This window comes from Nocardioides mangrovi (assembly GCF_020073815.1).
In the GTDB taxonomy this organism is placed as follows: domain Bacteria; phylum Actinomycetota; class Actinomycetes; order Propionibacteriales; family Nocardioidaceae; genus Nocardioides; species Nocardioides mangrovi.
The window spans coordinates 141923-161597 of sequence record NZ_JAIQZJ010000013.1; the positions used below are offsets into that span (position 1 = coordinate 141923).

The 19675-nt window shown below is 73.0% G+C and carries 11 protein-coding genes; 8 read left to right on the forward strand and 3 right to left on the reverse strand.

Features of this window, described 5'->3' with window-relative positions; all coding sequences use genetic code 11:
• Positions 1–2: 2 nt before the first annotated feature.
• The 6 genes from K8U61_RS19485 to K8U61_RS19510 all read left to right on the forward strand — a co-directional run bounded on the left by K8U61_RS19485 (position 3) and on the right by K8U61_RS19510 (position 11612).
• Positions 3–2672 carry an FtsK/SpoIIIE family DNA translocase gene (locus K8U61_RS19485; protein WP_224124723.1) on the forward strand — a complete coding sequence of 890 codons (2670 nt, stop codon included), beginning with the start codon at positions 3–5 and terminating at the stop codon, positions 2670–2672.
• Positions 2669–4471: a helix-turn-helix domain-containing protein gene (locus K8U61_RS19490; protein ID WP_224124724.1), complete on the forward strand. Its 1803-nt coding sequence runs from the start codon at positions 2669–2671 to the stop codon at positions 4469–4471. The genes K8U61_RS19485 and K8U61_RS19490 overlap by 4 nt, the downstream gene beginning before the upstream one ends.
• Before the next feature lie 55 nt (positions 4472–4526).
• Positions 4527–5942: a 30S ribosomal protein S12 methylthiotransferase RimO gene (rimO, locus tag K8U61_RS19495; RefSeq protein ID WP_224124725.1), complete on the forward strand. Its 1416-nt coding sequence runs from the start codon at positions 4527–4529 to the stop codon at positions 5940–5942.
• A complete protein-coding gene (pgsA, locus tag K8U61_RS19500; RefSeq protein WP_224124726.1) occupies positions 5942–6553 on the forward strand; it encodes a CDP-diacylglycerol--glycerol-3-phosphate 3-phosphatidyltransferase in 612 nt (203 codons plus the stop codon). The genes rimO and pgsA overlap by 1 nt, the downstream gene beginning before the upstream one ends.
• Before the next feature lie 170 nt (positions 6554–6723).
• Positions 6724–8751: a bifunctional metallophosphatase/5'-nucleotidase gene (locus K8U61_RS19505; protein WP_224124727.1), complete on the forward strand. Its 2028-nt coding sequence runs from the start codon at positions 6724–6726 to the stop codon at positions 8749–8751.
• A 77-nt stretch (positions 8752–8828) separates the two neighbouring features.
• Entirely contained in the window at positions 8829–11612 is a 2784-nt protein-coding gene (locus K8U61_RS19510; protein ID WP_224124728.1) for an ExeM/NucH family extracellular endonuclease, read from the forward strand.
• 49 nt (positions 11613–11661) lie between these two features.
• On the opposite strand, the gene K8U61_RS19515 is transcribed toward K8U61_RS19510, so the two are convergent.
• Positions 11662–13440, reverse strand: coding sequence for a glycoside hydrolase family 15 protein (locus tag K8U61_RS19515; protein ID WP_224124729.1), 1779 nt, complete (start codon positions 13438–13440; stop codon positions 11662–11664).
• A 23-nt stretch (positions 13441–13463) separates the two neighbouring features.
• Between K8U61_RS19515 and K8U61_RS19520 the strand changes: the two genes are divergently transcribed.
• Both K8U61_RS19520 and K8U61_RS19525 read left to right on the forward strand, forming a co-directional pair.
• Positions 13464–13952, forward strand: coding sequence for a CinA family protein (locus K8U61_RS19520; RefSeq protein ID WP_224124730.1), 489 nt, complete (start codon positions 13464–13466; stop codon positions 13950–13952).
• 34 nt (positions 13953–13986) lie between these two features.
• Positions 13987–14289: a helix-turn-helix domain-containing protein gene (locus tag K8U61_RS19525; RefSeq protein ID WP_224124731.1), complete on the forward strand. Its 303-nt coding sequence runs from the start codon at positions 13987–13989 to the stop codon at positions 14287–14289.
• A 4-nt stretch (positions 14290–14293) separates the two neighbouring features.
• On the opposite strand, the gene K8U61_RS19530 is transcribed toward K8U61_RS19525, so the two are convergent.
• Together K8U61_RS19530 and K8U61_RS19535 are read right to left on the reverse strand one after the other, a co-directional pair.
• Positions 14294–15088 (reverse strand): DNA-formamidopyrimidine glycosylase family protein, encoded by a 795-nt coding sequence (locus K8U61_RS19530; RefSeq protein WP_224124732.1) that lies wholly within the window; start codon positions 15086–15088, stop codon positions 14294–14296.
• Positions 15081–19622: an ATP-dependent helicase gene (locus tag K8U61_RS19535; protein WP_224124733.1), complete on the reverse strand. Its 4542-nt coding sequence runs from the start codon at positions 19620–19622 to the stop codon at positions 15081–15083. The genes K8U61_RS19530 and K8U61_RS19535 overlap by 8 nt, the downstream gene beginning before the upstream one ends.
• Positions 19623–19675: the final 53 nt, after the last annotated feature.

Here is a 19675-nt window from a genome sequence, read left to right on the forward strand (position 1 = left end):
CCATGGCGACCCGTACGTCTTCCCCGCCGGGGTCGCGGAGCAAGAGCACGTCCTCGTCCAGTGCCAAGTCGAGCACCACCACGACCCGCAGCACCGGCCGGAGCACCTCGACCTCCCGATCCCGGAGTACCAGCCCCCGGCGCAAGCCTGCCTCGAGCTCCTCGCGCGGCACGACCGCCGCGAAGAAGTCGAGCGCTGCCAAGCGCAAGCCGGCGAGCCGTCAGTCGGCCAGCCGCCGGCCCGCGCCGCGCGCGGTCCGCAACGGACCGGGGCCGGTCTCCCGGTTCTTCACGCTGGTCTTCCGGGGCCTCGCCGCGGTCTGGCTCGCCATCGCCCACGGCGTCGGCGCGATCGCCCGCAGCATCGGCCACACCGCGCGCGACCTCGAGCCCGAGCACCGCCGCGACGGCATCGGCCTGTCGCTCTTCGGCCTGGCCGTGATCGTCGCCGCCGCCGTCTGGTGGCAGCTGCCGGGCTCCTTCATGGACACCTTCCGCACCATCGTGCAGGGCTCGGTCGGCAAGGTCGGCTTCGTCGTCCCGCTCGCGCTCCTCTACGTCGGCTGGCGCACGATGCGCCACCCCGACGCCAACGGCCCCGTCGGCCGCCAGGTCGTCGGCTGGGCCGCGCTGTCCTTCGGCGTCCTGGGCATCGTCCAGATCGCCGACGGCAACCCGCAGCCGGTCATGGGCGACACCACCGACCTGCGCGCCGCCGGCGGCGCCGTCGGGTACGTCGTCGCCAGCCTGCTGCTCGACCTGCTCCGCTCGGCGTACGTCGTCGTGCCGCTGCTCGCGCTGGTCGGCTTCTTCGGCGTCCTGATCATCACCGCCACCCCGCTCTACCTGGTCCCGGAGCGCCTCGCGGCGCTGCGCGACCACCTGCTCGGTGTCGAGCCCGAGCCGGAGGAGGAGCCCGCGCCGTCGCGGAGCCGTCGCAAGAAGGCCGCCGACGACGAGATCGACCCCGAGATGGGCGACCCGGCCTACGACAGCCCGGTCCTCGCGGACCGCGAGATGCGCAAGCGCAAGAAGCGTCTGGAGACCACCGACGACGGTCTCGACATCTTCGCCGACGCCCCGACCGAGGTCGCCGAGCCGGTCTTCGACGTCGAGGCGGACGCGGCCGCGGAGAAGGGCGACCTGGAGCCGCCCCCGCACAGCCCGCTCCCGGCCCGCGTCGAGCAGCTCGCGCTGTCCGGCGACATCGTCTACTCGCTCCCGACCAGCGACGCCCTCAAGCCGGGCTCGCCCCACAAGGCGCGCTCCAAGGCCAGCGACGAGGTCGTCGACCGGCTGACCCAGGTGCTCGAGGAGTTCTCGATCGACGCCCAGGTCACCGGCTACACCCGCGGCCCGACGGTCACCCGCTACGAGGTCGAGCTCGGCCCGGGCGTCAAGGTCGAGAAGATCACCAACATCCAGAAGAACATCGCGTACGCCGTCGCCTCGGCGGACGTGCGGATCCTCAGCCCGATCCCCGGCAAGTCGGCGGTCGGCGTCGAGATCCCCAACCTGGACAAGGAGATCGTCTCCCTCGGCGACGTGCTCCGCTCCAACACGGCCCGCAACGACCCCCACCCGATGATCGCCGGGCTCGGCAAGGACGTGGAGGGCGGCTTCGTGGTCGCCAACCTGGCGAAGATGCCGCACCTCCTGGTCGCCGGCGCCACCGGCTCCGGCAAGTCGAGCTTCATCAACTCGATGATCACGTCGGTGTTGATGAGGGCCACGCCCGACGAGGTCCGGATGATCATGGTCGACCCCAAGCGGGTCGAGCTGAACGCCTACGAGGGCGTCCCGCACCTGATCACCCCGATCATCACCAACCCCAAGAAGGCCGCCGAGGCGCTGGCCTGGGTCGTCCGCGAGATGGACATGCGGTACGACGACCTCGCCAACTTCGGCTTCCGCCACATCGACGACTTCAACAAGGCCGTCCGGGCGGGCAAGGTCGAGGTGCCGCTGGGCAGCGAGCGCAAGCTCGAGCCCTACCCCTACCTCCTCGTCATCGTCGACGAGCTGGCCGACCTGATGATGGTCGCCCCGCGCGACGTCGAGGACGCGGTCGTCCGGATCACCCAGCTGGCGCGCGCGGCGGGCATCCACCTGGTGCTGGCCACCCAGCGCCCGTCGGTCGACGTGGTCACCGGCCTGATCAAGGCCAACGTGCCCTCGCGCCTGGCGTTCGCGACCTCCAGCCTGGCCGACAGCCGGGTCATCCTCGACCAGCCGGGCGCGGAGAAGCTGGTCGGCCAGGGCGACGGGCTCTTCCTGCCGATGGGTGCCTCCAAGCCGGTGCGCGTCCAGGGCTCCTGGGTCACCGAGGCCGAGATCGCCCAGGTGGTCAAGCACTGCAAGGGCCAGCTCGAGCCGTCGTACCGCGAGGACGTCACGGCCCCGGCCAAGAGCGACCGGGTGCTCGACGACGACATCGGCGACGACATGGACCTGGTCATCCAGGCCGTCGAGCTGGTGGTCTCCACGCAGTTCGGGTCGACCTCGATGCTGCAGCGCAAACTCCGCGTCGGCTTCGCCAAGGCCGGACGCCTGATGGACATCATGGAGAGCCGCGGCGTGGTCGGGCCCAGCGAGGGGTCCAAGGCACGCGACGTCCTCCTCAAGCCCGACGAGCTCGACTCCGTGATCGCGACCCTCCAGGGGGAGATGTGAGCAGCCTCAGCGCACCCGAGATCCACGAGACCGACGACGACCGCGACGGGTTCGCGCCGGAGGGCGCCGTCGAGGTGCACCGCAACGCGGCCCTCGCGGCGGGCGTCGGCATCGTCGCCGCCGGCGTCGGCATCGCCTACCTGGGTCGCGCCCTGGGCGGCGGCTCCTGGCTCGACGCCGCCGTCGCGCTGGCCATGGGCCTGCTCGCCGCGGCGTACCTCACCGCCCTCGTCGACGCGCGTACGCCGCTCCTGGTGGCCGACGCCCACGGCGTCCGGCTGCGCCTGGGGCGCACCTGGCGCGGCGTGCCGTGGCACGACATCGACTGCGTCGAGATCGAGCCGCGCCGCGGTCTCCTCCGCGACGGCCGCCTGACCCTGGTCGCCGACGACCCCGACACGCTGCTCGCCGACCTCGACGGCGCCGGCCGGCGTCAGGTCGCGCTCGCCCGACGGCTGCACGGCTCGCCGTTCGCGATCGTGCTCGGCCTCTCGACCAAGGTCACCGGCGCCGGCGACGACCTCGGCGCCGCGCTGGTCGGGCTGGCCGGCGACCCGGAGCGGGTGGCCGAGATCGTGCCGGACGACCAGTTCGAGGACGACGCCTTCGAGGACGACGCCTTCGAGGGTGACCTCTCGGACGACGTCGAGCAGTACGACGAGGTCCAGGAGCACGAGCAGCACGAGGAGCACCCGGTCCTGCCGGACCCGCGACCGACGCTGGCCCGCGGCATCGACCGGCTCGCCGGCCTGCTCCGCCGCCCGGCTCCGGAGCAGGCCGAGGACGAGCCGGTCGCCGACGAGGTCGTCGAGCCCGAGCCGACCCCGGACCTCACTCCCGAGCCCGAGCACACCCAGCCGATCGTCGCGAGCGCGACCCCGCTCCCGCTGCGCGACCCGGTCGCCGGCACCCGCGCCGAGGTCCGCTTCGAGGGCGCCGCGGCCTTGCGCCTGGACCCGACCGACGAGGGCGAGCACACCCGCCCGCTGCTCCCGGAGGCCGCCGAGCTGCGCCCGGCGTTCGACGCCGAGGCCGAGCTGGACGAGACCTCGACCTGGCAGCCGGACTGGATCGACGAGCCGGCGGAGCCGGTCGCCGACCCGGTCGTGGGGCCGGAGCTCGCGGCCGCTCGGACCCGCCTGCACCTCACCGTGGACCAGCTCGCCGAGCGGACCCGGATCCGACCGCACGTGATCGAGTCGATCGAGGTCGACGACTTCGTGCCGTGCGGCGGCGACTTCTACGCCCGCGGGCACCTGCGCACCCTCGCGCGGGTCCTCGGCGTCGACGCGGCACCCCTGCTCGCGGTGTACGACGAGCGGTACGCCGACGCTCCCATCGACGCGCGCCGGGTCTTCGAGGCCGAGCTCGCGACCGGCCCGGACGGACCGATCCGCGGCACCCGCGGCGGCCCGAACTGGTCGATCCTGGTCGCCGCCGTGATGGCGCTCGTGCTGGCCTGGTCGATCGCCCGCCTGATCATGGACAGCCCGGTCTCGCTGGACAGCAAGCCGGTGCTCAACGGCTCCCCGTCGCAGAAGGCCGACCTCGGCCCGGCCGTCCCGCTGCTGCTCGACGCGGCCGACGGCGGCGCTCACGTGGTGGTCCGCGACGGGGCCGGCGAGGTGGTCTTCACCGGAGACCTCGCCTACGGCCAGAAGAAGTCGCTCAAGGCCACCCCTCCGGTCCAGGTGCAGTCCTCCGACGGCGGCCTCCAGATCACCGTCGACGGGAGCAAGCGCGGCCCGATCGGCGCCCAGGGCCAGCCCGCCCAGAACACCTACGCCGCCAGCTCCTGACCGCCTGGTCGCCGACTCGGCGTTTGTGGGGGTCGGTTGCGATACTCGGGGGATCATGACGACCGACACCGGCAGCCCTGCAGCACCGATCTCCGGACTCTCCGTCGCGATGGTCACCCTCGGGTGCGCGCGCAACGAGGTCGACTCCGAGGAGCTGGCGGGCCGGCTCGAGGCGGGCGGCTTCCGGCTGGTGACCGACCCGGCCGACGCCGACACCGTCGTCGTCAACACCTGCGGCTTCGTCGAGCAGGCCAAGAAGGACTCCGTCGACACCCTCCTCGAGGCCGCCGACCTCAAGTCGAGCGGCCGCACCCAGGCCGTCGTCGCCGTCGGCTGCATGGCCGAGCGCTACGGCAAGGAGCTGGCCGACTCGCTGCCCGAGGCCGACGCGGTGCTCGGCTTCGACGACTACCCCGACATCGCCGACCGGCTGCGGTCGATCGTGGCGGGGGAGCAGCACCACGCCCACACCCCGCAGGACCGTCGGCTGCTGCTGCCCATCACCCCGGTCGAGCGGTCGCTCTCGACCACGCCGGTGCCCGGCCACGCGTCCGGGCCTGCCAGCCTGCGCCGGCGGCTCGACGCGGGCCCGACCGCCTCGCTCAAGCTCGCGAGCGGCTGCGACCGGCGCTGCACCTTCTGCGCGATCCCGTCCTTCCGGGGCTCCTTCGTCAGCCGCCGGCCGAGCGACGTCCTCCAGGAGGCCCGCTGGCTGGCCGAGCAGGGCGCCCGCGAGCTCTTCCTGGTCAGCGAGAACTCCACATCCTACGGCAAGGACCTCGGCGACCTGCGGCTGCTCGAGACCCTGCTGCCCGAGCTGGCCGCCGTCGACGGGATCGCCCGCGTCCGGGTCTCCTACCTGCAGCCGGCGGAGACCCGTCCCGGCCTGGTCGAGGCCATCGCCCGTACGCCGGGCGTCGCGCCGTACTTCGACCTGTCCTTCCAGCACGCCTCCGCCACGGTGCTCCGGCGGATGCGCCGCTTCGGCGACCCGGAGACCTTCCTCGAGCTGCTCGAGCGGGCCCGCGCCCTGGCGCCGACCGCCGGCGCCCGCAGCAACGTCATCGTCGGCTTCCCCGGCGAGACCGAGGAGGAGCTCGAGACCCTCTGCGACTTCCTGGTCGCCGCCCGCCTCGACGTCACGGGCGTCTTCGGCTACTCCGACGAGGACGGCACCGAGGCCGCGACGTACGACGGCAAGCTCGACGAGGACGAGATCCGCGCTCGTGTCGACCACGTGACGGGGCTGGTCGAGGAGCTGACCGCGCAGCGGGCCGCCGACCGGATCGGCGAGGAGGTCGAGGTGCTGGTCGAGAGCACGGACGACGGCGTCGAAGGTCGGTCCGCGCACCAGGGCCCGGAGGTCGACGGCTCGACGTACCTCGTCGACGGCGACGCGCAGGTCGGCGACCTCGTCCGTGCGGTGGTCGTCGATTCCGAGGGCGCCGACCTCTACGCTCGGGCCCTGTGATGGCAGAGGTCGAGGCAAAGACGAGCAACTGGAACGTCCCCAACGCGCTCACCACGCTGCGGATCGTCCTGGTGCCCTTCTTCGGCTGGGCGCTGCTGGTCGACGGCGGCGAGTCGATCGCGTGGCGGTGCGTCGCGTGGCTGATCTTCGGGGTCGCGATGATCACCGACAAGATCGACGGCGACCTGGCCCGCAAGCACAACCTGATCACCGACTTCGGCAAGATCGCCGACCCGATCGCCGACAAGGCGATGACCGGCATGGCCTTCATCGGCCTCTCGATCGTGGGCGACATCTGGTGGTGGGTCACCATCGTGGTGCTGCTGCGCGAGTGGAGCGTGACGCTGCTGCGGCTCTCGGTCCTCCGGAAGGTCGTCATCGCGGCCGCCGACATCGGGAAGCTCAAGACCACGTTCCAGGCGGTCGCGCTCGGCGCCCTGTGCCTCCCGCTGCGCGACGACGACCTGCCCGACTGGCTCGACGTGCCGGGCGAGGTCTTCTTCTACGTCGCGCAGGTCTGCCTCGCGATCGCCGTCGCCCTGACCCTCTGGTCGGGCTACGAGTTCTTCCGCGATGTGTGGAAGCAGCGGGCAACCCTGCGCAAGGCCTAACCGCTCGCTTTGGCGAGTGTTGCCCTTGCGCCGAGGGCGGCCGACAGGCGTCCGTCCGCCGATCACGGCATCGTGCCGGAATCGTTGCTTTCCGTTCACCGTGAGGCTGGATTTCCTGCGAAGCCCTGGGGTTAGGTAGCGACCTAGTCCACTCGGTGAAAGGGATGTTCGTGCTCCACAGTTCTCGGGCAGCCAGGAGCGCGCGCGCTCTCGCTGCCGTCTCCGGGGTCGCGCTCGTCGCCACCTCGCTCTCACTCATCAGCTCGCCGGCCCACGCCGCCGACCCCGTCGACATCAACGTGCTCGGCATCAACGACTTCCACGGCCGGATCAAGTCCAACGGCGTCGAGGCGGGTGCCGCCGTGCTCGCCGGTGCCGTCGACCAGATCCGGGGGGAGCACCCCAACACGGTCTTCGCCGCCGCGGGCGACCTCATCGGCGCCTCGACCTTCGAGTCGTTCATCGCCCACGACAAGCCGACGATCGACGCCCTCAACGAGGCCGGTCTGGAGGTCTCGGCGGTCGGCAACCACGAGTTCGACCAGGGCTACGACGACCTCGTCAACCGCGTGATGGCGCCCGAGTCCGCCGACAACCCCGACGGCGGCGCCGCGTGGAAGTACATCGGCGCCAACGTCGTCATGAAGGACTCCGGCGACCCGGCACTCGACCCGACCTTCGTCAAGACGATGGACGGCGTCCAGGTCGGCTTCATCGGCGCCGTCACCGAGCACCTGCCCGAGCTCGTGTCGCCGGGCGGCATCGCGGACATCCAGGTCACGGACATCGTGGATGCCGTCAACACCGAGGCCGACGCGCTCAAGGCCGACGGTGTGGACGTCATCGTGATGCTGGTCCACGAGGGTGCTCCGAGCACCGACTGCGCGGCGATGGACGACGACCCGACCTCCGACTTCGGCAGCATCGTCACCGGTGTCGACGACAACGTCGACGCGATCATCTCCGGCCACACCCACCTGGCCTACAACTGCTCGTTCCCGGTGGCGGGCTGGGCGGGCCGGCCGGTCACCGAGCGCCCCGTCGTCTCGGCCGGCCAGTACGGCTACAACCTCAACCAGCTCGACCTGTCCGTCGACCCCGAGAGCGGCCAGATCCAGAGCGTCGACCAGCAGATCCTGCCGCTGACCACCAAGAACGCCGACGGCACCTACACCGCCAACTACCCGGTCGACGCCGACACCAAGGCGATCGTGGACGCCGCGGTGACCGAGGCCGACGTCAAGGGCGCCCAGCCGCTCGGCCAGATCGCCGGTGCGTTCAACCGGGCGACCCGTCCGACCGCGGACGGCACCGGCACCGAGGAGAACCGCGGTGGCGAGTCCACCCTCGGCAACCTCGTCGCCGAGGCGCAGCGGTGGGCCACCCGCAAGGAGTCCACCGGTGCGGCCCAGATCGCCTTCATGAACCCCGGCGGCCTCCGCGCCGACATGGTGGGCAACAACTCGGGCGGCTACCCGGCCGAGCTCACCTACAAGCAGGCGGCCAGCGTGCAGCCCTTCGCCAACACCCTGGTCAACATGACCATGTCGGGCGCGCAGATCCGGACGGTGCTCGGGCAGCAGTGGCAGCCCGACGGCGCCTCGCGTCCGTTCCTGCGGCTCGGCACCTCACGCGGCTTCAAGTACACCTACGACCCGACCAGCCACGAGATCACCGACATGTGGCTCAAGGGCGTGCCGCTGACCGACGACGGCCAGTACTCCGTGACGGTCAACTCCTTCCTGTCGACCGGTGGTGACAACTTCGCGGAGTTCGCCAACGGCACCCACAAGCAGGACACCGGGCAGACCGACCTGCAGGGGATGGTGGACTACATGGCCGCCCTCGCGTCCGACGACGCCCTCCCGGTCGACGCCCAGCAGCGTGCCGTGGGCGTGACCGGCGCGGCCGCGACGTACCGCCTCGGCAAGAAGGTGACCTTCGACGTCTCGTCCCTCGCCTTCACCGGTGCCGGGGACCCGCAGGACAAGAAGGTGGCGATCCAGCTCGGCCAGAAGAAGCTCGGCAAGGTCGCCGTCGACAACACCGTCGCCCCGGGGGCGACGGACGACGAGGCCGGCACCGCCCACGTGGCGGTGAAGCTGCCGAAGAAGGCGGCGACCGGCTCGCGCACCATCAAGATCGTCGGCCTCCAGACGGGGACCGTGGTCAAGGTCCCGGTCCGGATCACCAAGTAGCACCCCTCGGGGCCCACCGCGACGCGGTGGGCCCCGAGTCACTCTCTCGGAATCTCGGTTTCTCGGAAGGAACACCCATGTCCAGCACGTCTCGGGCGCCACGACGAGGTCTGGCGGCCGCCGCCGGTCTCGCGGTGGTCGTCACCGGCCTCGCCCTCGCACCGGCCGCACCCGCGGGCGCGGTCAGCACCGGCCTCGTCATCAGCGAGGTGTACGGCGGCGGCGGCAACTCCGGCGCCACCTACACCAACGACTTCATCGAGCTCTACAACCCGACCGGCGCCGCGATCAGCGTCGACGGCATGTCCGTGCAGTACCGCTCCTCCTCGGGCACGGGCGCCGCCTCCGGTGTCACCGCCCTCTCCGGCTCGGTCCCGGCGGGTGGTCACTACCTCGTCCAGGAGGCCGCCGGCGCCGCCGGTACGACCGCGCTGCCCACGCCGGACGCCACCGGCACCGTCGCGATGAGCGGGACGGCGTTCACCGTCTGGCTGGCGCAGGGCACGACCGCGCTGACGCCGACCGCCGACGGCACCGCCGTCCGCACCGGGATCGTCGACCTCGTCGGCGTCAACAGCAACACCTTCGAGACCGCCAAGACGGCCGGCACGGCCAACGCCACCTCGGCGAGCCGCACCGGGTCCGACACCGACAACAACGCCACCGACTTCGTCGTCGGCGCGCCGAGCCCCGAGAGCGCCGGCTCCACCCCGACCGACCCGGGCGACGACGAGCCGACCGAGGCCACGATCGCGGAGGTCCAGGGCACCGGTGACACCTCGCCGCTGGTCGGCAAGGAGGTCGACACCGAGGGCGTCGTGACCGCGGCGTACCCCACTGGTGGCTACAACGGCTTCTACCTGCAGACCCCCGGCACGCCCGACACCCCGGGCGCCTCCGACGCGGTCTTCGTCTACGGCTCCGCGGCGACCGCGAAGGTCGCGATCGGCGACAGCGTCGAGGTGATCGGCGACGTCAGCGAGTACAACGGCACCACCGAGATCACCCCCGACGCCGCCGACGTCACCGTGCTCGACACGTCGCTCGGCGACGTCACGCCGCTGAGCGTGCCGTGGAGCGACCTGGACACCGCGGCCGAGAAGGAGGCCCACGAGGGCGAGCTGGTCGCGCCGCAGGGTGACTTCACCGTCAGCGACAACTACGACACCAACTACTACGCGTCGTTCACGCTCGCCTCGGGCGACCACCCGCTGGTGCAGCCGACCGACGTCGCCGACGCGCAGGACACCGCGGCGATCGCGGCGGTCAACGCCGACAACGCCGCCCGGGCGATCACCCTCGACGACGGCGCGAGCATCAACTTCAACAGCGCCGCCAACAAGTCGATCCCGCTGCCGTGGCTGAGCAACGACAACCCGGTCCGGGTCGGCTCCGCGGTCACCTTCCACGAGCCGCTGGTCCTGGAGTACCGCAACTCGATGTGGAACCTGCAGCCGACCAGCCAGGTCACCGACGACGGTGCCGACGTCGCGACGTTCACCAACACCCGGACGCCCGCGCCCGAGGACGTCGGCGGCGACATCCGGCTCGCGACGTTCAACGTGCTGAACTACTTCCCGACCACGGGCGCCGACTACGAGGCCAGCGGCCTGGGGACGTGCAGCTACTACACCGACCGCGCCGGCAACAAGATCACCGTCAACACCTGCGGCACCGACGCGAGCCCCGGCCCGCGCGGCGCCGCGGACGACGCCAGCCTCGAGCGGCAGCAGGCCAAGATCGTGTCCGCGATCAACAAGCTCGGCGCCAGCATCGTGTCGCTGGAGGAGATCGAGAACTCCGTGAAGTTCGGCAAGGACCGCGACTACGGCGTCTCGACGCTCGTCGACGCGCTCAACGCCGCGGCGGGCTCCGACGTGTGGGCCTACGCGCCCTCGCCGGACGCCGCCGACCTGCCGTCGGTGGAGGAGCAGGACGTCATCCGCACGGCGTTCATCTACAAGCCGGCCGCCGTCTCGCTCGTCGGCCCGTCGAAGGTGCTCACCGACGCCCCCGCGTTCAACGACGCCCGGGAGCCGCTGGCCCAGGGCTTCAAGGCCGCCGGCGCGCCCGACTCCGACGCGTTCGCGGTCATCGTCAACCACTTCAAGTCCAAGGGATCGGGCGTCGACGACGGCACCGGCCAGGGCAACGCCAACCCCGACCGGGTGGCGCAGGCCGAGGCGCTGAGCGACTTCGCGTCGTCCTTCTCCTCCGACCTCGGCACCGACAAGGTGTTCCTGAGCGGCGACTTCAACTCCTACACCCAGGAGGACCCGCTGCAGGTGCTGTACGGCGACGGCTACACCAACCTGTCGTCGACCACCGACCCGCAGGAGACGACGTACAGCTTCGACGGTCTCGCCGGGTCGCTCGACCACGTGCTCGCCAGCCCGGCCGCGAAGGCCATGGTGACCGGGGTCGACATCTGGAACATCAACGCCGACGAGTCGATCGCGTTCGAGTACAGCCGCTACAACTACAACGCGACCGACTTCTACGAGGCCGGTCCCTACCGGGCCTCCGACCACGACCCGGAGGTCGTCGGCCTCGACCTGCCGGCGATCAAGACCGCAACGACGACGACGGTGTCGGCGGTGCCGCCGCTGGCGATCGCCAAGCTGACGCCCGTCGGCATCGTGGTCCGGGTCACCGCCGACGGCGCCACGCCGACGGGCACGGTCACCGTCAGCTGGGAGGGCAAGTCCAAGGAGGTGCGGCTCGTGCGCGGGTACGCCGCCACCACGGTCGGCCCGTTCACCCAGCCCGGCACCCAGAAGGTGACGGTCACCTACGCCGGCAACGACACGCTCGCCCCGTCGAGCCAGTCGGTCGACGTACGGGTGATCAAGCTCTTCTAGCCGACCCGGCAGAAACCGAGCGCTGACCCGGCAGAGATTTTCTGCCGGGTCAGCGTGCTCTTGCGTCGGCCAGGTCGAAGGCCGCGTGCACCAGGGCCAGGTGGCTGAAGGCCTGCGGGAAGTTGCCGATCATCCGGCCGCCCGCGACGTCGTACTCCTCGGGCAGCAGCCCGACGTCGTTGGCCAGGTCGCACAGCCGGGCCAGCAGGGCCTCGGCGTCGTCGATCCGCCCGGCGCCGGCGTACGCCGAGACCAGCCAGAAGGAGCACGCCAGGAAGGGGTGCTCGTCGCCCGTCAGGCCGTCGACGCCGGTCTGGGTGCGGTAGCGGAGCAGCAGGCCGTCGCGCATGAGGTCGCGCTCGACGGCCTCGATGGTGCCGAGGACCCGAGGGTCGTCGCCGGCGACGATGCCGATCTGGGGGAGCACCAGCAGCGAGGCGTCGACCTCGCTGGCGCCGTAGTACTGGACGAAGGTGTTGCGGCCGGCGTCGAAGCCGTGCTCGAGCACCTCCTCCCGCACCTGGTCGCGCAGCTCGCGCCACTTCTCGACCGGACCGGCCAGGCCGAAGTCCTCGACGGCCCGCACCGCCCGGTCGAACGCCGCCCACACCATCGCCTGCGAGTGGGTGAAGCGGCGCTCGGGTCCGCGGATCTCCCACAGCCCGTGGTCCTTCGCGCGCCAGCCCTCGGCGAGGTCCTCGACCAGGTTGCGCTGCAGGTTCCACGCGTCGGTCTCGGCCGTGCCGGTCGCCTGCCGGATGTCCTCGAGGGCCATCATCACCTCGCCGACCACGTCGAGCTGTCGCTGCAGCGAGGCGCCGTTGCCGATCCGGACCGGCTGGGAGTCGTCGTAGCCCGGCAGGTGGTCGAGGGTGAGCTCGGTGAGCCGGCGGGCGCCGTCGACGGCGTACATGATCTGCAGGTCCTGCGGGTCGCCGGCGACCGCGCGCAGCAGCCAGCCGCGCCAGAGCTTGGCCTCCTCGGTGTAGCCGGCACGCACCAGGGCGCTGATCGTGAGGGCCGCGTCGCGCAGCCAGCAGTAGCGGTAGTCCCAGTTGCGCTCGCCGCCCGGATCCTCGGGCAACGAGGTGGTCGGGGCGGCGACGATGCCGCCGGTCTGCTCGTGGGTGAGCAGGCGGAGCGTGAGGAGGGAGCGGCGTACGGCGGCGAGCTGGGGCGCGTGCTCGTGGCACTGGCCCGACCAGCGCTCGCCCTCGTCGACGGCGCCGTCGATGTCGAACTCGGGCGGGCCGATCGCGTCGAGGGGCGCGGCGCTCGGGACCCAGGTGGTGGAGAAGGTGAGGACCGCGCCCTCCTCGACGTCGAACTCGTCGACGTGCCGGTGGTCGCTCGGGCGCGGCAGCCGCGGCCCCCGCAGCACGAGCCGGTCCGGGCCGCCGATCGCGGTGATCACGGCCTCGCCGTGCAGGGTCTGCCGGCGCACCCACGGGACGATCGCGCCGTAGTCGAGCCGGACCACCCACTCGTGTCGCATCCGGACGGTGCCGCGCACCCCGGTGACCCGGCGGACCACGTCGGCCCGGTCGTCGCCGCGCGGCATCAGGTCGGTGAGCGTCACCTCGCCGGTGGCGGTGGTGAAGGTGGTCTCGAGGACCGCGGAGCTGCCGACGTAGCGACGGCTGACGTCGAAGTCGCCCACCGGGCAGAGCTGCCAGCGGCCGTGCTCCTCGGTGCCGAGGAGGCCGGCGAAGCAGGCGGGGGAGTCGAAGCGCGGGAGGCAGAGCCAGTCGATGGAGCCGTCACTGCCGACCAGGGCACCGCTGCTCCGGTCGCCGATCAGGGCGTACTCGGCGATGGGGAGGGCCATGACTGGACACTACTGTTGCCCGGGTGGCCGACCTCCCCGCTCGCGTGCACGAGCTGCTCCGCGCCGCCGGCGCCACGGTCGCGTCGGCGGAGTCCCTCACCGCGGGCCGGCTCGCGGCGGCGCTGACCGAGACGCCCGGCGCGTCCGCGACGTACGTCGGGGGCGTGGTGACCTACGCGACCGAGCTCAAGGCCACGCTGCTCGGCGTGGACGAGGCGCTGATCGAGCGGTACGGCGTGGTCTCGCCCGAGTGCGCCCGGGCGATGGCGGCCGGCGTGCGGGCGATCACGGGGGCGACGTACGGGCTGGCCACGACGGGGGTCGCCGGGCCGTCCGAGCAGGAGGGCAAGCCGGTCGGCACGGTCTTCGTGGGACTCGCCGGCCCGGGTCTCGACGAGGCGGTCGCGCTCGAGCTGGGCGGCAAGCGGGCCCGGATCCAGGAGCGGACCTGCCGCGAGGCGCTGGTGGCTTTCGAGACGGTACTCCGACGGGAAGAAACACCTGTCGGGTAGCGTTGACCCCGACACCACCGGAGAGGAGACGCGCATGGTGATGTTCCGCCGCATGCTGGGCGACGTCCTGCGGGACCTCCGGCTGCAGCGCGGGATGACCTTGCGCGAGGTCTCCGCCGAGGCCCGGGTGAGCCTGGGCTACATCTCCGAGATCGAGCGGGGGCAGAAGGAGGCGTCCTCCGAGCTGCTCGCCTCGCTCTGCGCGGCGCTCGACGCCCCGCTGTCCGACGTCCTCCGTGACGTCGCCGACCTGGTCGCCCTCGAGGAGGCCGCCGCCGGTCTCACCCGGCTCCCGGTCGCCGCTCCCGCGGGCACCGTCGTCACCTCGGCCGCCTGACCGATCATCTGGCCGGTTGGCAGGACGGGCACCAGTACGCCACCCGCTCCACGCCCGGCTCGCCGAGCTCACCGCGCTGGATGGGCGTGCCGCAGCGCCGGCACCGCTCCTGTCCGCGCCCGTAGATCCACAGGCTGCGGCCACGCCGCTTGTCACCGGTGGTGCAGATCTGCGGGATGGTGCGGTTCTGCTCGAGCATGGTGTGGGCGAGCCGGACCATCCGGAGGGGATCCTGGACGACGCCGACCGGGTCGCGCGGGTCGTAGCCGGTGAGGAAGCAGAGCTCGGTGCGGTAGATCGTGCCGATCCCGGCGAGGTTGCGCTGGTCGAGCAGCGCCTCGCCGAGGGGACGGGACGGGTCGGCGGTCAGCCGGCGCACCGCTTCGTGCTCGTCCCAGTCGGGGCCGAGCAGGTCCGGGCCGAGGTGCCCGACCACGTCGTCCTCGCGGTCCGTGGGCAGCAGCTCCACGATGCCGAGCTGGAAGCCGACCGCGGTCACGTCGCCCGCCTCGAGCACGACCCGGGCGAGGTGACCGGGCTTCGACCAGCGCTCGCCGGGAGCATAGGCGCGCCAGCTGCCCTCCATCTTCAGATGGGTGTGCAGGGTGAGCCGACCCTCGGCGCCGTCGACCCGGGTGAGCAGGTGCTTGCCGCGGGAGACGGTCTCGGTGACCGTCGCGCCCGCGAGGTCGGCGGTCGCGTGCTGCGGCACGCGGAAGTCGGTGCGGGTCAGCTCGCGGCCGTCGAGCGCCTTCGCCAGCCGTCGCGCCGTGCGCCAGACGGCGTCGCCCTCAGGCACCGGACGGGGTCCTCAGTCGCAGACCCCTCGGCGTCGCGACGAAGCCCGCCGCCTGCAGCGCCTCGCGCAGCGGGGTCGAGCCGGCGCCGAGCAGCTGCTCGCCGTCGGCCTTCTCGACGGTGATCCGGCCCAGCGACCCGCGGCGGGCCGCCTCGGCCAGCGACGCGGTCGCCGGCCCGAGCAGGTCGGCGTCGTCGGTCCAGGTGAGCAGGGTGCGGCCGCCCCGCTCGACGTAGAGGGCGAGGGAGCCGTCGACGAGCACCACGATCGCGCCCGCCTTGCGCCCCGGTCGGTGGCCGCTGGCGCCCTCCCGGGTCGCGTCCGGCCAGGGCAGCGCCGCGCCGTAGGGGTTGGCGGGGTCGGTCGCCGCGAGGGCGAGCGCGGTGGGCTTGGCGTCGGCCGGCAGCTCGCTGAAGGTGCGCAGCCGGTCGACCGAGCCGGCGGTGCCGAACTGGGCCGCGCCGAGCCCGGCCACGAAGTAGCCGCGCCGGCAGCGGCCGGACTCCTCGAACGCGGAGAGCACCTTGTAGACCGCCGCGAAGCCGCCCGCGATGCGCTCGCTGGTGACCGCCCCCCGGGTCACCACGCCGTGGCGGTCGAGCAGCCGCTCGGCGGCCGCGTGGGCGCGCCGGGTCGGGTCCGGGTCGAGATCGGGCAGCAGCGCCCAGCGGCCGGCGGTCTCCGGTGGCCCGGTGCGGACCGGACCGCCGCCGGGGCGCCGGCTCGCGGTGCCGAGGCGCGGGGGCGGACGTCGGGTGCGGTGGGCGGAGGTGCCGCCGCGCACCAGGGCGCGGAGCGGGACGAGGGTGTCGTTGCTGATCCGGCCGGCCCAGACGAGGTCCCACAGGGCGGCCGAGAGCGCCCGGTCGTCGGTCGAGCCGACGGTCGTGGACAGCTGGCGGAAGAACCACGCCCCGCCCGGCGCGAGCGCGTCGAGGACGGCCTGGTGCAGCTCTGAGTGCTCGAAGGGGGCGTGCTCCGGGAGCGTCAGCGGCGCCTGGTCGGCGAGGTGCAGCGACACCCAGCCGTCAGTGCCGGGCAGCGCGGCGTGGCCGGCCCACACCACCTCGCCGGAGGCGGTCAGCTCGTCGAGGTAGGCCGGCTCGTAGTCGCGCACCCGGGCGGCGAGGACGAGCGGCTCGAGCGCGGAGGCCGGGACGGCGCACCCGGCCAGCTGGTCGACGGCGGTGAGGACACCGTCGACGCCGCGGAGCCCGCCGCGGACCGTCGACACGTGCTGCCAGGCCGGCAGGAAGCGGCCCAGCGTCTCGGGCTCGACCGGCTCGATCTCCTGGCGCAGTCGGGCCAGCGACCGGCGCCGGAGCCGCCGCAGCACCTCGGCGTCGCACCACTCCGTGCCGGAGCCGGCCGGGCGGAACTCGCCGTCGAGCACGCGGCCCTGCGCCGCGAGCCGCTGGAGCGTGTGGCGGACGACTGCGGCGCCCAGCCCGAGCCGCCTGGCGGCCTCGTCGGTGGTGAACGGCCCGTGGGTGCGGGCATGTCGCGCGACGAGGTCGGCCAGCGGGTCGTCGACCGGGTCGGTGAACGCGTCCGGGGTGCCGGGCGGCACCGGGACGCCGAGGCCGTCGCGGAGCCGGCCGACGTCCTCGATCGCGGCCCAGCGCTCCTCGCCGGCCATCCGGACCTCGACGACGCGGCGACTGTCGGCCAGCGACGTCAGCCAGGAGTCGGTGTCGGCGCCCGCGACGCTGCGCGCGACGACCTCGGCGGTCGTCAGCGGCCCGAGCAGCCGGAGCAGGTCCGCGACCCCCTCCGCGTCGCGGGCCCGGCGGTCGTCGGCGGTGCGCTGGAGCTCGGCCTCGACCTCGGCGAGCACCTCGGGGTCGAGGAGCTCCCGCAGCTCCGCCCTGCCGAGCAGCTCGGCGAGGAGCCCCTGGTCGAGGGAGAGCGCGGCGGCGCGACGCTCGGCGATGGGGGAGTCGCCTTCGTACATGAACTGCGCGACGTAGCCGAAGAGCAGGCTTCGTGCGAAGGGCGACGGCTGGTGGGTGGCGACGTCGACGACCCGGACCTCCCGGCGGTCGACGCCGCGCATCAGGGCGACCAGCGCGGGCAGGTCGTAGACGTCCTGGAGGCATTCGCGCACGGCCTCGAGCACGATCGGGAAGGACGGGTAGCGTGCCGCCACCTCGAGCAGCGCGGCCGAGCGCTGGCGCTGCTGCCACAAGGGCGAGCGGCGGCCGGGGTCGCGACGGGGGAGCAGCAGGGCGCGGGCGGCGCACTCGCGGAAGCGGGAGGCGAAGAGCGCCGAGCCGCCGACCTCCTGGGTGACCAGGGCCTCGATCTCGTCGGGCTCGAAGACGACGACGTCGCCGCTCGGCGGCTCGGCGTCGGTGTCGGGGATCCGCACGACGATGCCGTCGTCGGAGGCGACCGCCTGGCCGTCGATGCCGTGGCGCTCGCGGAGCCGGGCGTTGATGGCGAGCGCCCAGGGGGCGTGCACGGGGACGCCGTACGGCGAGTGCACGACCAGGCGCCAGTCGCCGAGCTCGTCGCGGAACCGCTCGACCAGGACGGTCTGGTCGCTCGGGAGGAGGTTGGTGGCCTCGAGCTGCTCGTGGAGGTAGCCGACGAGGTTGGCGGCGGCGTAGTCGTCGAGGCCGTCGGCCCGGGCGCGCTCCTCGGCCCGGTCGCGGGGGAGGGCGGCGAGCTCGCGGGAGAACGCGCCGATCGCGGCGCCCAGCTCGGCGGGTCGGCCGAGGGCGTCGCCCTTCCAGAAGGGCAGCCGGCCGGGGACGCCGGGCGCGGGCGTGACCAGGACCCGGTCGTGGGTGATGTCCTCGATCCGCCAGCTGGTCGCGCCGAGCGCGAAGACGTCGCCGACGCGGGACTCGTAGACCATCTCCTCGTCGAGCTCGCCGACCCGGCGGCCGGTGCCCTCGCCGACGAGGTAGACGCCGAAGAGGCCGCGGTCGGGGATGGTGCCGCCGCTGGTCACCGCGAGCCGCTGCGCGCCCGGGCGGCCGGTGAGGGTGCCGCTGACCCGGTCCCACACCACCCGGGGCCGGAGCTCGGCGAACTCGTCGGACGGGTAGCGGCCACTGAGCAGGTCGAGGGTGGCGTCGTAGGCGCTGCGGGGGAGCTGGGTGAAGGCGGCGCTGCGCCGGACCAGGTCGTAGAGGTCGTCGACGCCCCACGCGTCGAGGGCGGTGGCGGCGACGACCTGCTGGGCGAGGACGTCGAGCGGGTTGGCCGGGACGCGCAGCGACTCGATGGCGCCGGTGCGCATCCGGTCGACGGCGACGGCGGTCTGGGCGAGGTCGCCGCGGTGCTTGGGGAAGAGGACGCCGCGCGAGACCTCGCCGACCTGGTGGCCGGCGCGGCCGACGCGCTGGAGGGCGCTGGCGACGCTCGGCGGGCTCTCGATCTGGACGACGAGGTCGACGGCGCCCATGTCGATGCCGAGCTCGAGGCTGCTGGTGGCGACCACGCAGGGCAGCCGGCCGCGCTTGAGGTCGTCCTCGATGAGGGCGCGCTGCTCCTTGGAGACCGAGCCGTGGTGGGCCTTGGCGATGAGCGGCGGCGCGCCGTCGCTCTGGCCGGACTGCGCCATCACCTGGGCCGGGCTCTGGCCCGGTGGCAGCTCCTCGCCGGTCGAGCGCTCGTAGGCGATCTCGTTGAAGCGGGCGGTCAGCCGCTCGGCGAGGCGGCGGGAGTTGGCGAAGACGATGGTCGAGCGGTGCTGCTCGATGAGGTCGACCACGCGCTCCTCGACGTGCGGCCAGAGGCTCTGGGAGCGGTCGGGGTCCTCGGCGTCCTCGTCGTACTCACCGGGAGCCGTCATGTCCTCGACCGGGACGACGACCTGGAGGTCCCACCGCTTCTCGCTGGGCGGAGCCACGATCTCCACCGGGGCGGTGCCGCCCAGGAAGCGGGCGACCTCCTCGAGCGGGCGGACGGTCGCGGAGAGGCCGATGCGCTGGGCCGGGCGGTCGAGCAGCGCGTCGAGGCGCTCCAGGCTGACCGCGAGGTGGGCGCCGCGCTTGGTGCCGGCGACCGCGTGGACCTCGTCGAGGATCACCGTCTCCACGCCGCGCAGCGACTCGCGGGCCTGGCTGGTCACCATCAGGAACAGCGACTCGGGGGTGGTGATGAGGACGTCGGGCGGCGCGGTGGTGAGCTTGCGTCGGTCGGCGGCCGGGGTGTCGCCCGAGCGGACGCCGACCCGGACCTCCGGGAGGGGGGTGCCGAGCCGGTCGGCGGTGTGGCGGATGCCGGTGAGCGGGGCTCGGAGGTTGCGCTCGACGTCGACGCCGAGCGCCTTGAGCGGGGAGATGTAGAGGACCCGGCACCGCTTCGCCTTGTCCTCGGGCGGCTCGTCGGTGAGCAGGCGGTCGAGGCTCCAGAGGAAGGCGCTCAGCGTCTTGCCCGACCCGGTGGGTGCGACGACGAGCGCGTGCCGGCCGGCGCCGATCGCCTCCCAGGCGCCCTCCTGCGCCGGGGTCGGCGCGGCGAAGGCCGCACCGAACCAGGTGCGGGTGGCTTCGCTGAACCGCTCGAGGGCCTCGGACACCCGACCATCCTTGCTCACGGCACCGACAGCCGCTCCGGCATCGACCTGGACAG